At 49.8% G+C, this 16,885-nt stretch carries 15 protein-coding genes; all 15 read left to right on the top strand.

Annotated elements, in window-relative coordinates; genetic code table 11:
• Positions 1-43: 43 nt before the first annotated feature.
• Positions 44-925 carry a carbohydrate ABC transporter permease gene (locus AC0YOA_RS23040; protein WP_475788612.1) on the top strand — a complete coding sequence of 294 codons (882 nt, stop codon included), beginning with the start codon at positions 44-46 and terminating at the stop codon, positions 923-925.
• Positions 926-938: 13 nt separating this feature from the next.
• Positions 939-1,769 (top strand): carbohydrate ABC transporter permease, encoded by an 831-nt coding sequence (locus AC0YOA_RS23035; RefSeq protein ID WP_475788611.1) that lies wholly within the window; start codon positions 939-941, stop codon positions 1,767-1,769.
• 196 nt (positions 1,770-1,965) lie between these two features.
• Positions 1,966-3,174 carry an ROK family protein gene (locus AC0YOA_RS23030; RefSeq protein ID WP_475788610.1) on the top strand — a complete coding sequence of 403 codons (1,209 nt, stop codon included), beginning with the start codon at positions 1,966-1,968 and terminating at the stop codon, positions 3,172-3,174.
• A 244-nt stretch (positions 3,175-3,418) separates the two neighbouring features.
• The gene (locus AC0YOA_RS23025) at positions 3,419-4,369 is read left to right on the top strand and encodes a 6-phosphogluconolactonase (RefSeq protein WP_475788609.1); all 951 of its coding nucleotides are present in this window, start codon (positions 3,419-3,421) and stop codon (positions 4,367-4,369) included.
• A 17-nt stretch (positions 4,370-4,386) separates the two neighbouring features.
• Positions 4,387-5,088, top strand: a complete 702-nt coding sequence (locus AC0YOA_RS23020; RefSeq protein ID WP_475788608.1) for a PIG-L deacetylase family protein — start codon at positions 4,387-4,389, stop codon at positions 5,086-5,088.
• Positions 5,089-5,124: 36 nt separating this feature from the next.
• On the top strand, positions 5,125-6,141 hold the full coding sequence (locus tag AC0YOA_RS23015; protein ID WP_475788607.1) for a Gfo/Idh/MocA family protein: 1,017 nt from the start codon (positions 5,125-5,127) through the stop codon (positions 6,139-6,141).
• 11 nt (positions 6,142-6,152) lie between these two features.
• Positions 6,153-6,281: a hypothetical protein gene (locus tag AC0YOA_RS23010; protein ID WP_475788606.1), complete on the top strand. Its 129-nt coding sequence runs from the start codon at positions 6,153-6,155 to the stop codon at positions 6,279-6,281.
• Between the two features lie 3 nt (positions 6,282-6,284).
• Complete coding sequence (locus AC0YOA_RS23005; protein WP_475788605.1) at positions 6,285-7,235, top strand: carbohydrate ABC transporter permease; 951 nt, start codon at positions 6,285-6,287, stop codon at positions 7,233-7,235.
• Between the two features lie 22 nt (positions 7,236-7,257).
• On the top strand, positions 7,258-8,130 hold the full coding sequence (locus AC0YOA_RS23000) for a carbohydrate ABC transporter permease (protein ID WP_210045890.1): 873 nt from the start codon (positions 7,258-7,260) through the stop codon (positions 8,128-8,130).
• A gap of 119 nt (positions 8,131-8,249) precedes the next feature.
• Positions 8,250-9,611 carry an ABC transporter substrate-binding protein gene (locus AC0YOA_RS22995; RefSeq protein WP_475788604.1) on the top strand — a complete coding sequence of 454 codons (1,362 nt, stop codon included), beginning with the start codon at positions 8,250-8,252 and terminating at the stop codon, positions 9,609-9,611.
• A 90-nt stretch (positions 9,612-9,701) separates the two neighbouring features.
• On the top strand, positions 9,702-10,532 hold the full coding sequence (locus tag AC0YOA_RS22990) for a sugar phosphate isomerase/epimerase family protein (protein ID WP_475788603.1): 831 nt from the start codon (positions 9,702-9,704) through the stop codon (positions 10,530-10,532).
• Positions 10,533-10,559: 27 nt separating this feature from the next.
• On the top strand, positions 10,560-11,423 hold the full coding sequence (locus tag AC0YOA_RS22985; protein ID WP_475788602.1) for a sugar phosphate isomerase/epimerase family protein: 864 nt from the start codon (positions 10,560-10,562) through the stop codon (positions 11,421-11,423).
• Between the two features lie 27 nt (positions 11,424-11,450).
• Positions 11,451-12,428: a Gfo/Idh/MocA family protein gene (locus AC0YOA_RS22980; protein ID WP_475788601.1), complete on the top strand. Its 978-nt coding sequence runs from the start codon at positions 11,451-11,453 to the stop codon at positions 12,426-12,428.
• 285 nt (positions 12,429-12,713) lie between these two features.
• Entirely contained in the window at positions 12,714-14,981 is a 2,268-nt protein-coding gene (locus AC0YOA_RS22975) for a helix-turn-helix domain-containing protein (RefSeq protein ID WP_475788600.1), read from the top strand.
• 221 nt (positions 14,982-15,202) lie between these two features.
• Positions 15,203-16,819, top strand: coding sequence for an extracellular solute-binding protein (locus AC0YOA_RS22970; RefSeq protein WP_475788599.1), 1,617 nt, complete (start codon positions 15,203-15,205; stop codon positions 16,817-16,819).
• The last annotated feature ends 66 nt before the right edge of the window (positions 16,820-16,885 follow it).

Here is a 16,885-nt window from a genome sequence, read left to right as displayed (position 1 = left end):
CTGCCTTTTTTTCTTATGCCAGGGAAGGAGGCGGGATTCAAAAATGCCCTTAATCAAAAAAGCGGTTCGCTTCAAGCCGCTGCTCTTTATTGCGCCCGCGTTGTTCTTTTATATTGTATTTCTGGTTATTCCGATTGTTCGCACCGTACAATTCAGCTTCTTCAGTTGGGACGGGGCAAGCCCGGAGATGCTGTTCGTCGGATTAGACAATTATGCGCGCATGCTGGAGGATGAAACGTTCTGGCGGGCGCTTGGCCATAATTTGTTCTGGATTGTTTCGACAGTCGTGCTGCCTGTAGGAGTCGGCTTTATTCTGGCTATATTGCTTGCATCTCATCTGGTGAAACGCAAGGTGTTATTCCGTGTTACCTATTTTATGCCCCATATTTTATCGCTGGTCGCGGTCGGTATTGTCTGGAACTGGATTTACCATCCTGCTTTCGGGGTCATTAACGCTTTTTTCAGAAGCATCGGACTGGATTCGCTGGCGATGCCGTGGCTTGGCAACGAGCATACGGTGCTGCCTTCCCTGATTGTGGCGGGAAGCTGGACTTATTACGGGTTCTGTATGGTTATCTTTATCGCTGCAATCCAGGCGATAGACAAAAGCTATTACGAGGTTGCCAAAATAGAAGGGGCGGGAATGCTGCAAATTTTTTTCAGAATCACGGTACCGCTGCTGAAAAACACAATCACGCTGCTCGTATTGAATTCGCTGATCGGTTCATTTAAGGTGTTCGATATTATATATCTGATGACCAAGGGAGGACCTTTTCATTCCTCCGAAGTCATTTCGACTTATATGTACGCCCAAGCGTTTCAATTAAACGATATCGGCTACGGCTCGGCTATTTCGATCGCTCTGGCAACAATCATTGCGCTCTGTTCGATCATATATATTCGTTTGGCCGAGCGCCAGGGATAAGGAGGGGAGGCAATTGAGGAACGGGCAAGTATTAAAGACGGCAATCATTTATTTCGTTCTTATTGTCTTTTTGTTCATTTCCGTTTTGCCGATTTTCTGGGTTGTCATGGCTGCGCTGAAGGACTCTGCGGAGCTGAACAGCAATCCCTTTTCGCTGCCTAAGTCGATTACCTTCGCAAATATATCCGAAGCCTGGACGGTCGGCAGGATGAACGATTATTTTCTCAACAGCGTCATTGTAGCGGTGCCGCGCGTGTTCGCCATTCTGGCGTTATCCACGCTTGCCGGATTCGCATTCGGCAAATTGGCTTTTCCGGGCAGAGACCTGCTGTTTTACTTTATATTGGTGGGGATGATGGTACCGATCCAGGCCATGCTGATCCCGCTGTATTACACCATGCAAAACCTGGGATTTATCAATACCTACTGGGCGTTGATCATTCCGAGCCTTGGGTTATCGATGCCGTTTGCCATCTTTATGATGAGGGCGTTCTTTCGCGACATACCGGATGATATGATGGATTCTGCGAAAATCGACGGCTGCGGCGATTTCAAAACCTTTTTATATATCATGCTGCCGCTTATTATGCCGGCAGTCACTTCGCTGATCGTGTTTGAATTCAGCTCATCCTGGAACGATTTTCTGCTTCCGCTGCTGTTCGTGTATGACGATGCTTACCGGACGCTGCCGCTGGGGCTGATGTATTTTTCAGGCGAATATACGACCAATCAGTCCCTTGTTGCGGCCGGCGTCACAATTGCGATCGTGCCTATTATTGTCGTATTCGTTATTTTCCAGCGCAAGTTCATCGAAGGAATTACAGCCGGTTCCGTAAAAGGATAACGATCCCGACGACCAGGAAGTCATTCGCTGTCTCTGTCATGAGTTGATTTTGTCGGTCTTGGGATTTAAACTTCACAGTAGAGTGTCCTCCTGCAGCAAACGTCGAATCGATTGGACACCAGCGGTTGTGGATTAGATTCTTATTAGGGGGATATTTGCCAGCCAGCCTTCGAAGGAGAGGAGGATAGAGCGCAGCATGAAGAAGGTCACTCAACAGCAGATCAAACAAGCGAACATGGAGACTGTATTCCGGTTGATACAGACAAGTAAGGGGGCCTCGCGTGCGAGCCTGTCGAAGGTAACCCAATTGAGCCCGACAACCATATCGACGATCGTCGACGATCTTATCAAGAAAAGCATCGTCGTTGAAAGTGCTCTGATTGACAATCCCGGCGCAGGGCGCAAAGCGATCACACTGGAAATCAATAATGGGAGTAAATATCTGATCGGCATGGAGCTAAATGAACTTGGTGTAGCCGGGACGATTTACAACTTGAAAAATGATCCGTTCATTACCAAGACACTCCTGTATAACAAAAAAAATCACGACAAGGATGAGTTCTTGCGGCTTATCGTTGATCTGGTTCGGATGCTGGTCGATGCCGTACCGGACAAGACGAAGGAGCTGCTGGGCATCTGCATAGGCGTTCCGGGCATGCTGGACAGTGAAAGGCGCTCGATCGTCGTCTCTACGCCGCTGCTCATCAAGGATATGGAAATAATCAACAAGCTAAGCTTGGAGCTCCCATATCCGGTTTATATGGAGAATGAATCCCTTCTGGCTGCCATTGCAGAGAAGGAGCATTTCAAGACGACGACAGGTCCGTTTATTTATCTTAATGTCAACAAGGGTCTTGGCGTGAGCATAATGATTAACGATAAGCCTATGCTTGGCGTCAGTAAGGTATTCCCCGAGATCGGACATATGTCTCTTGACGTGAATGGCCCACTCTGCCCGTGCGGCAACAGAGGCTGTTTTGAAACGATGGTATCCCTTACCGCCTTGACCGAACGCACCTTAATGCTGATGCCGGAGTACAAGGACTCGGTCCTCCACAAGCTCACCGGAAGTGATCCCGAAAAGATCAATGAGCTGGTTATTGCACAAGCGGTTAAATTGAACGATCCGCTTGCGCTTGCGGTCGTACAGGAGATCTCCAGGAATCTGGCCTACGGTATCGTTAATCTGATTAATATTTTCAATCCCGAGGTCATTGTGATTGGCGGCAGATTGTCACATCTGGGAGAGGTTCTGCTTGCTTCGGTTGTCGATATTGTCCATGAGCGTGCGCTTGCGCCGTTCTCGCAGGCATGCAGCATCTTCCTGTCCCGGCTTAACGTGAATAACGTATCTGCCGGTGCGTCGCTGTATGTGCTGAACAAGGTGCTTGAAGAACAAATTTAGCTGTATAACAATGGTATTCCTGGTGCCGCTGCCTCATGACGAGGTGGCGGCACTTTTTATATTTGATGACATTAATTTCATGAAATTAAGATATTCCCAGCTATTATAATGTTTAATCGTTTAATCCCATTAATTAATTTATTTTAAAAGAATCGATTGACTTTTCAGAATATTCTAGATATAAATAAAATGAATTAATAAAGTCACTGGATTAATTAAACTCAATTCAGGAGGAGGGTCATTATTGAATCTGTTGAATACGCTTAAGGGCTCCATGATGGAGGGTTTCTTCCCCGCAGGATGGGATATGGAAGCTATCGACAAATGCGCTGCAAATAGTCCTGGGCAGGTTCTGGAAAGGCAACCCAAATGGCATTTAGGCTTTCAGCCTGCACCGTGCGACTCGATCTATGATTTCGACACGTTCATGGGCCATGAACTGGCTCTGCAAATCAAGCTTGCGAAAGAACGTGGCGAACAGCTTGCGCTGATTCTTCCGGTAGGTCCGATGGGGTTATACCGCTGGGCGGTGTTTTTCCTGAAAAGCTGGAGCATCGACGCCAAACATGTACATGCTTTTAATATGGATGAGTGGAGCGATGAACATGGCAATACGCTGCCCTCCAGCAATTCCGCTTCTTTTCAACACGGCATGGAGCAGGCATTTTATAATCCGCTCGGGGAGCTGACGGTTCCTGTGAGCCAACGGAATTTTGCAACCAAAGACAATCTGCCGACCTATGCCGGCAAGATCGGCGAATTGAAGGCAAAGGGTGCCAGGCTGATTGTGGTGTACGGCATAGGCCGCTGCTTCCATATCGCTTTCTGGGAGCCGCACTTTGCAGGCGAATTTGCCAGTGAGCAGGAATGGGCGCTGCAAACGCACCGCATTGGCGCGAAGCTGCATCCGATGACGATCGAGCAGAATGCGATCACGAGCTTTAAGAGCCGGACCACCCTGGTTCCTTGCTTTGCCAACACGATTGGCCCGGGCTTGTTCATGCAGGCGGATTATACGATCGGCGGCGCAGACGGCGCCATGGGACGCGGCATGATGTGGCAGGGTTTATCGCTTTGGACGACCTTGAGGCATGAGAAATCACCATGGATTCCATCCTCCTACATGCCGACTATGCCCGGAAAGCTTTTCTTCCTGAAAGAACTTGCCGGACCGCTTACAGCTGATTTGAACTAGTGGAAGGAGCAAATAGCATGATTGTTCTGGCCATTGGCGCCCACCCTGATGATACTGAAATTTTATGTGCCGGCACTCTGGCAAAAATGAAACGGATCGGACACGAAGTCATTTTGTGCCACGCAAGTACAGGAGATAAAGGCCACTACATGATTCCAGCTGAGGAATTGATCCGTATCCGGCAGCAAGAAGCACAGGATGCGGGAGCGGTCATCGCAAGCAAAGTGATCTCCCTGGGGCTGAAGGACGGCGAAATTTCCAGCGAGAGCGAAGCAGCCAGGCTGAAGTTTATCGAGTTGATCCGCACGGTCAGGCCCGATATGATCATCACCCATGCTCCCAATGATTACATGCCCGATCATGTGGCGGTCAGCAAGCTGGTGTTCGACACGTCCTTCCTTGCGACATTGCCCGGCTTCTCCGACATCCCGGTGGCAGGTAAAATACCAACGCTATATTACATGGATAATTTATCGGGTATCAATTTTCAACCGACGATCTATGTCGACGTTGAAGAAACATTTCAAACGAAGATTGAAATGCTCAAGAAACACCAAAGCCAACTGGTTTGGCTGAAGGAACACGACAATGTGGATATCGTGGACTTCGTGGCTACATTGGGCAAATTGCGCGGAATTCAGGCAGGCTGCAATTACGCGGAAGGTTTTATCCAGCACATGGTCTGGACCAGGCCGAACGCGGTAAGGTTCCCCGTATAAGTAATAGTCATTATTTCAAAGGGAGGGTATTGCAGAATGGCGATCAGAATAGCTGTTGCCGGAACGGGCTGGGTTGCCGGTGAATACATGAAAGCGACCGTACAAAACCCGGGGGCGGAGTTAGCCGGAATCTACAGCCGGGACCGCGCTTTCGCACAACAACGCTTGACCGAAATGGGCTTTGATACGCAGGTTTTTGATTCCTATGAGAAGATGGTTCAGGATCCTGATGTGGATGCGGTTGTTTTATGCTCAACGCCTGATGTCAGGACGGAGCAGACAATTCTGGCTGCCCAGAGCGGAAAGCATTTGGTGATTGAAAAACCGATGGCGATGAACAAGGAGAACCTTTGGAAAATGGCGGATGCACTCACGGCAAACCCCGTCACGACCGTCGTCAGCTTTGTTCTTCGATGGAATCCCGGATTCGACAACATCAAATCGCTGATCAATGACGATGCATTGGGCCGCGTCTTCATGGCGCAGATCGACTACTGGCACGATATCGGTCCGCATTACGGGCAATACAGATGGAGCAGCAAGAAAGAGCTTGGAGGAAGCAGCATCCTTTCCGCAGGCTGCCACGCGGTAGATGCGGTGCGTTATTTCTCCGGCGATATTGAAGAGGTTACAGCTTACAGCTGCGGAACGAGGAAGGAATCCGGTTATGAGTTCGATCCGAACACACTGGCGATCTTCAAGCTTGCGAACGGCGGTATCGGCAAAGTGTCGTCTTCGCTCGAGTGCAAAACGCCTTACCGCTTCAACATTCATCTGCTGGGTGAGAAAGGCTCCGTGATGAACAATCAAGTATTCACGCATAAGCTGCCCGGCCAAACCGAGTACGCGACCGTGCCTACGATTCTTCCGGACAGCGGCGATGTCAGCCACCACCCGTTCGTGCATGAAATCAATGATTTCGTTGAATCCATCGTTCAGAAGAAACAAACCCGATGCGATTTCTTCGATGCATTCAAATCGATGGAGGTCTGCTTTGCAATCGACGAGTCGGCAGCGACCGGCAAAAAGATAACACTACCGTTGACCCGATAGGAGGCGGCAAGATGAATGTACGCGTAAGCCTGATAGGGATCGGGGGGATTGCCCAGGCCCATCTCGGCTCATTGTCGAATTTGGCAGCTTACCGATCCGAAGAACAGCTTACACCAGTGACGCTTGGGAGAGGGGGCTAATAAATGGCTGAGAAAACAGAAATTCTCACCGGACAGCCGCAAATGCGGCAGATAAAGCGAAAAGACTGGCTCAAAAAGAATGATTGGACGGGTTTTCTGTTCGTTTCACCCCTGGTGCTGGGCATATTAATCTTTGCGATTTACCCGATGCTCGCTGCTTTGCTTATGAGCTTTAAACAAGTCTCGGGAACAGGCTTTGGCGGTACATGGGTTGGTTTAAATAACTATAATTATATTCTCAATGACCCGATTTTTTGGCAATCACTTTATAACACATTTTATATGGGTTTTCTGTCCGTTATCCTCGGTATCATGGTTTCCTTCATTCTTGCCAGCATGATCAACAGCCTGAAGTGGGGGGGAGCCAAGAACTGGTTCAAAGGCATCTTCTTCCTGCCAAACGTTATATCCGCAGTCGCGTCTTCTCTTCTATTCACCTTCATGTTCTTCCCCACCAATCAGGGTATCATCAACTATGCATTTGGCTTTGTAGGCATTGATCCTGTCGGCTGGTTCACCGATCCGAATTACTCCCGGATCACCATCGTGCTCATGAGCATGTGGGGAGCGCTCGGTTACAATACCATCATCTTCATTGCCGGTCTGCAGAGTGTTCCGCGGGAACTTTATGAAGCGGCCGAAGTAGACGGCGCAAGCGGGCTGAGGCGCTGGTTCTATATCACAATCCCGTACCTGCGTTCAATTTTCGTGTTCATGCTCGTCATGGGCACTATCCAGAGCATGAAACGATTTACCGATGTCTGGTTGATTGGCGGTACAGCCGGTAATCCCAGCGGTTCCTTGCTTACCTCGGTGTTATACATTTACCGCAACGCATTTCTTGCCAACCAAATGGGAATGGCGACGGCGGCTTCCTACCTGTTATTCATTGTCATCTTCATTTTGACGGTTCTCTTGCTTCGACTGAACACCAAAAAAGACAGCCTTGATTAAATTTGGGGAGGGATGGAGGGAGATGTCTTTTCAGACTGCAGCTATTAAAAGCGGCTCAAAACGCCGCGCCGATGCCATAACACAGTGGACGCTGATGATTTTGCTGGCTTTCGGTTCATTGTTCATGATCATACCGTTTATCTGGATGCTCAGTACCAGCTTTGACTGGTCGGCCAGACTTGAACTTAGCTTTCCGCCGAGATTCTTTCCGGCTGAGCCCTCTATGAAAAACTATCAGGCGGCGTTCACCAACGTGCCAATGCTAAGGTATATCGTTAACTCTCTCATCGTCAGTATAGGTACAATCGTGATCAGCGTATTATCCGCCCTGCTCTCCGGCTATGCGCTTTCCAAGATTCGTTTCAGGGGCGCGACGGTTGTGCTGGTGCTGGCTCTTAGCACCATGATGATCCCTTTTGAAATGACCATGATTCCGCAGTACATGATGTTCAGCAAATTCGGTCTGCTTGATTCCTACTGGGCGTTCTACCTTCCAGCCATCGGATACACATTCGGTACTTTCCTGGCGAAAGCTTTCATGGATCAGCTCCCTGGTGCTTTGCGGGAAGCCGCGATTATTGACGGGGCAGGCGAAGGCACGGTATTCTGGCGGATTTACTTGCCTTTGTGTGCGCCGATCGTCGCAACGCTTGTCATTCTCCTGTTTCTGGGCGTCTGGAACGACTTGCTCTGGCCTTTGCTTGTACTGAAAAGCGCGGACAAATTCACCATCCAGCTCGGTCTTGGGATGTTCGCTTACAACAACGGACTCAATCGTTTTCCTTCCATTATATTAGCCGCAACGACAGTCAGTCTGCTACCGGTCTTCGTGCTGTACCTGTTCCTGCAAAGGTATATCATCGAGAGCATCGCACTTTCCGGTATCAAGCAGTAATTTGACCGGAGGTATTCAAGGAGGTGAAGTATATTTAATACCTGGTAGTTGGACTCGATTTTGACTCGAAAAGGTAAGAGTTCGCCAAAATTCAAAAATCGGAAGGGGTTTCTGAACGAATGAAGAAAATCGTGCTTGCTGCTCTTGCGATCTTCATGGCCCTGTCTCTGGCTGCTTGCGCCGGGGGAAACAACAACGCTCCGGCTAGCGACGAGGGACCGGAAGGAACCGTTCGTGTTGCTCTGGCAGGTTGGACGCTCGAGAACGGTATTGACCCGCTGACAGGAAACAACTCCGTAGGCTTGAACGAATTCCTGGAGAAGAATTTCAAACCCAAATATCCGAATATCAAGCTCGAAATCTATCAAATCCCTTGGGAAAACGCAAAAGCAAAACAATCCGCCATGCTGCTCTCCAAAGATGTTGATGTCATGTATACTGGTGGCGCTTATGCCGCTCAATGGTACCAGGAAGGCTTGCTCCGCGATATTGACGATCTGATCGACGTAGACACTGACTTTGATCCCAGCATTTATCTGAATGGCGTGTGGAACAACTCCTACTCCACCAAGTCGCTTGACGGAACAAAACAATTCGGTATTCCTGCAGTATTAGGCCGCCGTATGACGATTTATGATAAAAAGCTGTTCGAGGATTGGGGCGTAGAACCACTTTCTGCCAAAGCCACACCGGAGGAAATACTGACAGCAGCGAAAAAAATGACCGGCAAGAACCCGAAGACGGGAGAAGAGAACTACGGTATCTATTGGAGCGGCAACACCATCAACGGTTCTACAATGGTAGCCTTGACGCTTGCTTTCGGCGCCAGCGGTGCTGAGGGCAGCCTTTCAGACATGAAGAATATCAAATGGCAGTTAAACTCCCCGGAGATGGTCAAGGTTATGGATTGGCTGAAGGAAGCAGCGCCGCTGGCGCCTCCGGGATTCGTCAACGCACAAGGCGCCGAGAACTTCGGATTGTCCAAGAATAACATCGCAATTGCACTTGATAACAATGCCGGCTCCACGATGTCTGATTTCAGAACCACCAAAGACAAGGCTAATCTGGACAGGTTCGTACCCGCCATGAATATGGGGCCGAACGGCGAGAGCTGGGTGGCTGTTGATCCATTCGTCATGGCCAAAGATGCAAAGAACGTTGAAGCTTCCTGGGAAGTTATGAAGTTCCTTGCCGGGTATGAGACGCAAAAGCATAACTACCAATACTTTTCTTACACGCCTACCCTCAAGAGCCCGGACTTCATCCTGCCTGAAGACAAGTATGTTCAAGAAGCGCTGAAAATCGCAGATCTCGCCCATTCCAAGCTTATGGACGAAGTGAATCCATTCTTCCAGTCCGACATAAACTCGGCTGTCAACGGCTTCATTTCCGAAGCTGCAAAAGGCAATGCGCCTGACAGCAAGGCGTTTCTTGACGGCCTCCAGAAGCGTGCGGAAAACTGGTCCAAAAACCTGAAGTAATGAAGCAGGCGGAGGGACCGGATTACCTGACTCTCCAATCTAAAAGAATCGATAGAATTGGAATAATAGAATCGGAGGGAGACTTGAATAATGTTGAAGGGAATCAATCAATGGTGCTTTCCGGAAGGAACGCCGCTGGAGACCATTTTCGATACCTGCCAGAAAGCGGGTTACGATGCTGTCGAATTGAATCTGTACGAGCCGGGTGGCGTTGGTTTGACAATCGATATGAACGCTTCCCAAGTTGAGGATGTCGGCAAGCTGGCTGAAAAATACAATTTGAAATTGCGAAGCTTGTCCACCGGCCTGTTGGGCAAATACCCGTTTTCCTCAAACGATGAATCCACCAGAGAGATGGCCCACAAAGCCGTGGGCAAACAGCTTGAAGTTGCCGCTATTCTTGGAATCGATACGATTCTGGTCATTCCCGGCCGCGTAACGGAAGAAGTGCCTTATGACATCGTTTATAAACGAAGCCAGGAGGAATTGACGAAGGTCCTGCCGACTGCGGAAAAGCTTAAGATCTATATGGGAATTGAGAATGTTTGGAACAAGTTTCTCCTTTCGCCTCTGGAAATGGCGCGTTACGTCGACGAATTGAATTCTCCGTATGCGGCAGTATATTTCGACGTGGGCAACGTTATGATTTGGGGATTCCCGGACCAGTGGATTCGTATTCTGAACAAGCGGATTAAGAAGGTGCATGTGAAGGAATTCAAAACAGGCGCAGGAAACTACAACGGATTCGTTCCGCTTCTTGCAGGAGATATCAACTGGGCGGCGGTCAGGAAGGCATTGAATGAAGTCGGATACACGGATACCCTTACCGCCGAATTGGATGCTTACAAGTCCACGCCGGACCAATTGATCTATGATACGGCGCGTCATATCGAATTCATCATTAGCGGAGAAGTGAAATAACAATAATAGCAAAGGCTGTGATAGCGGGTGAAAATCGGCTTAAGCACATATAGTCTGTCCCAGGCAATCAAGGCTGGGGATATGGATGTACTCGATGCCATCCAGTGGATCGCCGACAACGGCGGGGAGCACGTGGAGATTTCGACGTTCGGTTCTGATCTGGCAGACACACCTGAGCTGATCCCCGCCATCGTGCAGAAGGCGAAGGATGCCGGCATCGATATTTCCAACTACTGCATCAGCGCCAATTTCATCAGTCCGGCCGGCGGCAATTACGCGCAGGAAATCGAACGAGTCAAGAAGCATGTTGACATTGCTGAGCAGTTGGGTGTAAAAACAATGCGCCATGATGTCGCGTTCCGGCCTAAAGAGGAAAGCACCGAGCGCCAATATACGGAAGACTTTGAACAATTGGTGAATGCAGTCCGAATCGTCGCGGATCATGCGGTGCAATATGGCATAACGACCAGCATTGAGAATCACGGCTTTTATATCCAGTCCAGCGACCGGGTTCAACGCCTGATAAATGCAGTTGACAGGCCCAATTATAAGACAACACTGGATATCGGGAACTTTATGTGCGTGGACGAGGACCCCGTGGCAGCAGTAAAGAAAAATCTTCCTTATGCATCCATTGTCCATCTCAAGGATTTTTATCTTCGTCCGGCGTATAGGAATCCCGGCGAGGGCTGGTTCCAGACATTGAGCGGCAATTATCTCCGGGGTGCGATCGTTGGTCAAGGCGACATCGATATGTTTGAGGTGATCAGGCTCGTGAAAGCTTCAGGCTATGACGGTTATATCTCCATCGAGTTCGAAGGTATGGAGGATTGCCGAAAAGGCTCGAGAATCGGCATCGAAAACGCAAAGCGGTTATGGGCGGAAGCCTAGAATTTTATAGGAGAGGATGTTTACAAGATGGCGGTTAAAGTAGCAGTAGTAGGCGTAGGCGGTATCGGAGCGGATCATTTGCAGCATCTGTACGACAGCGAGAAAGCGGACCTTGTTGCAATTTGCGACATTGTACAGGTCAATGCCGACAAAGCGGCCGAGAAATACGGCGTAAAGGCATATACGAATTTTGACGAAATGCTTGAGAAAGAGCCGCTCGACGCGGTCTTTCTCTGCATTCCTCCTTTTGCGCATGGAGATATGGAAGAGAAGGTTGCGGCAAAGGGGATCAACCTGTTTGTTGAAAAGCCGGTAGGCCTTGACTTGGATACCGTGAGAAGAAAGCAGCAGGTTCTAGAGAAATCCGGTATCATCGTCGGCACAGGCTATTGCCTGCGCTACCTGGACACCGTGGCCCAAGCAAGGGAATATTTGAAGGACAAAAAAATCGCGATGGTTCGGGCACACCGTTTCGGCGGTCTCGTGCCTGTGCCTTGGTGGAGCGATATAACGAAGTCGGGCGGCCAGCTGGTTGAGCAAACGACGCATAACCTTGACCTGGTTCGCTACATTGCGGGCGACATCGTTAAGGTATCAGCCGATATGGCATTGCGCGTAATGGATGACGTTGCGAACATCAGCATACCTGACGTGTATTCCGTCAATTTCGTTCTGGAATCCGGTGCGATAGGCCATCTCGACACGTCTTTCGTTGATCAGCCTGACGGACGCTCAAGCCTTGAAGTCATTGGCCGTGGCTGGCGCGTGAGTATCGACTGGTCGTCGCTCACGATTATGGAAAACGGCAAAACAATGACAATAAAAAGCACTATGAACTTCTATAAGGCACAGGATGAAGCATTCCTGGATGCGATTATCACTGGCGACCGCAGCCTGATTCTGGCTCCTTACGAGGAAGGCATCAAGACGCTTGCGGTGACGCTTGCGGCCCATCAATCTGCCGATTCAGGAGAATCCGTAAGAATTGGAACACAAGCTGGATGACAATATCACTACTTAAGTGTAGTGATTCTCAGCTTGCAGAGAAAGCCCATGTTTTCCGGGCTTTCTCTTTTTTATTACAGGAACTTGATTTATAAAGCTAGGGGACCGAAACCAGTGTGAGGAAGAATCACAAAAAAGAATTTGTTGTTATCCTGCGTTATCAGATTAGCTGTCTTTATTTTCTTTTTGATCATTGAATCCTTGACCAACATCTCTTAGAATAGGCGAGATAAGCGCTTTCTTTAAGGAAAAAGCATTCGTGATGATGGAAGAGGAGTGATGGGGATGAAGGGGAACTGGTACCGCCGCATGCTGCTTTCGTATTTTCCGATATTTTTGTTTACGGTGACGATTTTGATTTTCTTGTCCTTTATCGTGGTCAATGACATTTCGCACAAGGAAACGGTCAAGGCCGACAGGATTACGACCGACTATATGGCGGATCGTCTGACCCGTTCATTGAAGGGGATCGAGATGGACGTGCTCGAGGAGGTGGAGAAAAACGACCGGTACCGCGATTTCCTGAACGTCGGATTGACGGGATCGAACAGCCAGGTGCTCTTCGATGTCGTCGACAGCATGCGTACGCTTACCGACAATGACAGCCTGCTCGATTCGATTTATGTATACCGGCATGAGGACAAGCAGGTGCTGACGCGCAGCGGCCTTGTGGAGTGGGAGAAATTTGCCGACCGGGGGTTCATTGAGCAGGCGCTCGCTCACCCGGACAATCACGGATGGTCTACGGTGCGGCTTTACCATGAATTCAGCACGGAGAAGGATAAACGGGTTATTACCATTTATAAAAGAGAACCGCTTCCCTTCGGAACCGATGGGCTCGTTGTCATCAACGTCGATATGTATTCGGTTGAACAGATGATCCGCTCGATGAATAACGGCGATATCTCGTTTGTGGATGTCAGCGACTCGTTCGGGGCGATGCTGTTCTCCACACGGTCGGCAGATCGAACTGGCGTTGAGGCGGCAGGCGGCAAAGTGCTGAACCTCGTTCCCTTGGAACTGACCGGCTGGATGTTCGAGAGCGGAATCGTCGCCGGCCAGTTGTTTATGTGGGTATCCGTCATCTCTTATGTTTGGGTTGTTATCGGTCTGTTGACGGTTGTTTTTGCGATACTCTACATCCTTTATATCACCCGAAAAAATTACAAGCCGATTCGGGTGATGATGAACCGGGTCGAATCGATTCAGCTGCGCGAGGATGCGTTCGGGCTAAAGATGGACGAACTGTCCATGATTGATCGTACGCTGGAAAGCCTTATTCAGCAAACGGCGGATTTCGAGAAGCAGCAGCGCGAGAACCTGCTCGTGAGCCGGCGCCAGCTGTTCCACGATATGCTGCAGGGCGACGGACTTGACGACGTTTCCGGCAGATTGGCAAAGCTGGAGCTGCTCCCTGTGGGGGAGAAGCCTCTGCAATTGACGTTCGTTGTCGTTGAGATCGGACGATATCGCGATTTCCGCACTAATTTTCCCGCACGGGATCAGCATACGCTGAAGTTTGCGTTAACGAACGTCCTGCAGGAGCTGGCTCAAGCGGATGGTATGTATGGCTGGGCGGAGTGGATTGCAGAGAACAGGATGGGCATGATTGTCGGCTTAAGCGGAGAGCATTCGCCCGCGAGGGAGAAAATCCGGATATTTGCAGACAAGGGTCGGATTTGGGTAGCCGAGCATTTGCGGCTATCGCTGATGTTTGGCGTCGGTCATGCGGAGCGGGAATGGGAACGGGTTGGACTTTCATACAAAGCGGCTGTCGAGGTGATGCGGCACAAAATGTCTCTGGGGAAGCAAGCCGTCGTGATGAGCGAGGATCTGCCGGATGATGCGGGGCGGCAATGGTTCATCTACTTGCAGTACGGCTCCGGGCTTGTAAAGGAGTTCAGACTTTTAAACGGCGAATGGCGCGCGCATCTGGAGAAATTGTTCGGGCATATGGAGAAGGATTACTTGAAGGATGAGGATATCCGGATGATTTTGCAGACGATGATGGATATGCTGGGGACCGAGTTGTCGGATATGTCCGATGAATTGTCCGGTCATTTCAAGGGCCCGGGAGCAGAAGCCATGCAGAAGGCAGCGGACGAAACGGTGTCGCTCGACGATTTAAAGGCGCTATACTCCGAGCGTTTGACGGAAATATTCCGCACCTATGTCGCCTATACCGAAACCAAAAACCATCACGCGATGATTAACGAGCTGAAGGCGTATATCGAGGAGAATTTCGAAAACCCCAATTTGTCTCTGCAGCACCTGAGCGACCGGTTTCATGTTTCAGGCAAATACGTCAGCTATTTATTCAAAGAAGAATTCAATATGAAGTTCATCGATTTTATCGTTCGACTCCGGATGGAGCGGGCAGAGGAGCTGCTTGCCGAAACAGATGAGTCGGTGCAAAATATCGCCCTTCGGGTGGGATACGCGAATTCCATTACATTCGGGCGCGTGTTCAAGAGAATCATCGGTATGACGTCGGGAGACTATAGAAAGCTGAAGCAAAAGCCTGGAAAAGCCCGCCAGACCGGGGATTTTTGAAAATAGTTTATTGCCCGACAACAGTTGAATTAAACATTATATGGAAATAAAAGCAGGAGTTTATCGTTTGGAAACTAGTTTATTGTTACCTTGCCGAATGTCATGCCATACTGTGTTCATTCCGATTCGGGCTGCGGCAGCTTTACTGAAAGCGTTATCCTAAAACGGCCAGGCAGCCTGCGCGGTACTCCATTTTATCATTCGAAGAAGGGGTTGAAACCATGGTTGGAAACAAGAAGAGAAATCCGGGAAAGAAGAAAGCGGTAGTGGCGCTCGGCCTGATCTGTTCCTTGTTAGTTACGGCATGCACGGCAAACACGGAACCAGGAGCTTCGGGCGGAACGGATGGCGATGCTTCCAATGAGCGGGTTACGCTTAAGGTTGAGGTGTTCGACAGAGGCAACTCGCCGGCAGGTACAACGATTACGGATAACTACATGACGAACTATATTCAAGAAAACTTCGGCGATCCGAACAATATCGATATGGAATTCGTGCCGGTACCGCGTTCGGAAGAGGTAGAGAAGCTGAATGTTCTGATGGCCAGCGGCAGCAATGTCCCGGACATTGTCTTTACCTACGACCCCAATACGTTTAACCGCTATGCCAAGCAAGACGGCTTAACCGACGTCGGGCCGCTGCTCGACGAGCACGCGCCGAACTTGAAAGCGTTTCTGGGCGAGGAGGTTCTCGACTACGGTCAGTTCCAGGGCACGCAGTTTGCCGTTCCGGCCAAGAGGTCGAATGTGGGCAAGTATGCTTCCTTCATCCGGCAGGATTGGCTGGATAAGCTGAATATGCCGGTTCCGCAAACGACGGAAGAGCTGTACGAAACGTTGAAAGCCTTCAAGGAGAAGGATCCGGGCGGGACGGACGGTCAGGTTATTCCTTTGGGCATGACGATCGCTTCCGCCCAATACGAACCGCTGATCTGGTCGTTCATTAAGCCGGTGTCGGAGGAAGAAAAGTATACTCTGACGCAGCAGCTTGGTTCCAATGACTACCCGACTCTGCTGCCAGGCTTTAAGGAAGCGCTTCAATTCATGAACAAGCTGTACAACGAAGGCTTGATGAGCAAGGATTTCGGTCTTGACAAGGATAAGAAGAAATTGAATGAAGACGTGTCCACGGGGAAGATCGGCTTCTTCAGCGAGGACGACATCAATCCGTTTTACGAGAATGGATCCTACGATACGCTCCAGAAAAACGTTCCGGGAGCAGTGCTGGCTTCCGTAGACGTGTACACCAATGAGGAAGGCAAGCACGCCAAGCCGATGTACGCCCCTAACGGTCTTTACATCATGATCCCGAAAACAAGCGATCGATCGGCAGAGGCAATCAAGTATTTGGAATGGATGGCGATGAGCGACAATTTATTCAAGCTGCAAAACGGCATTGAGGGCGAAAATTATACCATGGTCGACGATATACCGGTTGCCGTGGAGAATCCGTCGGAGGAAGCGATCAACCGATTGTACAATGTAGGTGACATGGTGATCATTTCCAATGGCAAGCAGCTCGGAAGCATGGAGAAAAACCTGAAAGCCAGGGCGCTGCAGATGCCGCAGAAATTCCTGGATCAGGTGGAAGCGGCGCAGAAGATCGCGAATTCCGATGTGCTGACGCCCGTGTTAATGGACAGGCCGATTGAGGCGCAGACGAAATACGGCACAACCCTGCTCGATAAATTTAACGAAGTCATCGTAAAGACAACGATGGCAAAGCCGGAGCAATTCGACAGCGTTTACGAAACGATGCTGAAGGACTATATGGCTGGCGGCGGTCAGGCGATTCTCGACGAGAGGACGGCAGTTTATAAGGAGATGCAGGCAAAATAATCCGCAGCCCAGGCTTCGTGACGGCAAAGGGACGAGGCACCGCTTTATCCCTTTGCCAAAACCGAT

Source organism: Paenibacillus sp. JT22N12 (assembly GCF_056269365.1).
This window is presented reverse-complemented; position numbering and strand designations above follow the sequence as displayed.

What these genes read in the sequence shown, in the direction of transcription:
- AC0YOA_RS22975 (WP_475788600.1), top strand. Translation starts at nt 12,714, where the DNA reads ATGAAGGGGAACTGGTACCGCCGCATGCTGCTTTCGTATTTTCCGATA.
- AC0YOA_RS23020 (WP_475788608.1), top strand. Translation starts at nt 4,387, where the DNA reads ATGATTGTTCTGGCCATTGGCGCCCACCCTGATGATACTGAAATTTTA.
- AC0YOA_RS23000 (WP_210045890.1), top strand. Translation starts at nt 7,258, where the DNA reads ATGTCTTTTCAGACTGCAGCTATTAAAAGCGGCTCAAAACGCCGCGCC.
- AC0YOA_RS23030 (WP_475788610.1), top strand. Translation starts at nt 1,966, where the DNA reads ATGAAGAAGGTCACTCAACAGCAGATCAAACAAGCGAACATGGAGACT.
- AC0YOA_RS23005 (WP_475788605.1), top strand. Translation starts at nt 6,285, where the DNA reads ATGGCTGAGAAAACAGAAATTCTCACCGGACAGCCGCAAATGCGGCAG.
- AC0YOA_RS22980 (WP_475788601.1), top strand. Translation starts at nt 11,451, where the DNA reads ATGGCGGTTAAAGTAGCAGTAGTAGGCGTAGGCGGTATCGGAGCGGAT.
- AC0YOA_RS23010 (WP_475788606.1), top strand. Translation starts at nt 6,153, where the DNA reads ATGAATGTACGCGTAAGCCTGATAGGGATCGGGGGGATTGCCCAGGCC.
- AC0YOA_RS22970 (WP_475788599.1), top strand. Translation starts at nt 15,203, where the DNA reads ATGGTTGGAAACAAGAAGAGAAATCCGGGAAAGAAGAAAGCGGTAGTG.
- AC0YOA_RS23015 (WP_475788607.1), top strand. Translation starts at nt 5,125, where the DNA reads ATGGCGATCAGAATAGCTGTTGCCGGAACGGGCTGGGTTGCCGGTGAA.
- AC0YOA_RS23040 (WP_475788612.1), top strand. Translation starts at nt 44, where the DNA reads ATGCCCTTAATCAAAAAAGCGGTTCGCTTCAAGCCGCTGCTCTTTATT.
- AC0YOA_RS22990 (WP_475788603.1), top strand. Translation starts at nt 9,702, where the DNA reads ATGTTGAAGGGAATCAATCAATGGTGCTTTCCGGAAGGAACGCCGCTG.
- AC0YOA_RS22995 (WP_475788604.1), top strand. Translation starts at nt 8,250, where the DNA reads ATGAAGAAAATCGTGCTTGCTGCTCTTGCGATCTTCATGGCCCTGTCT.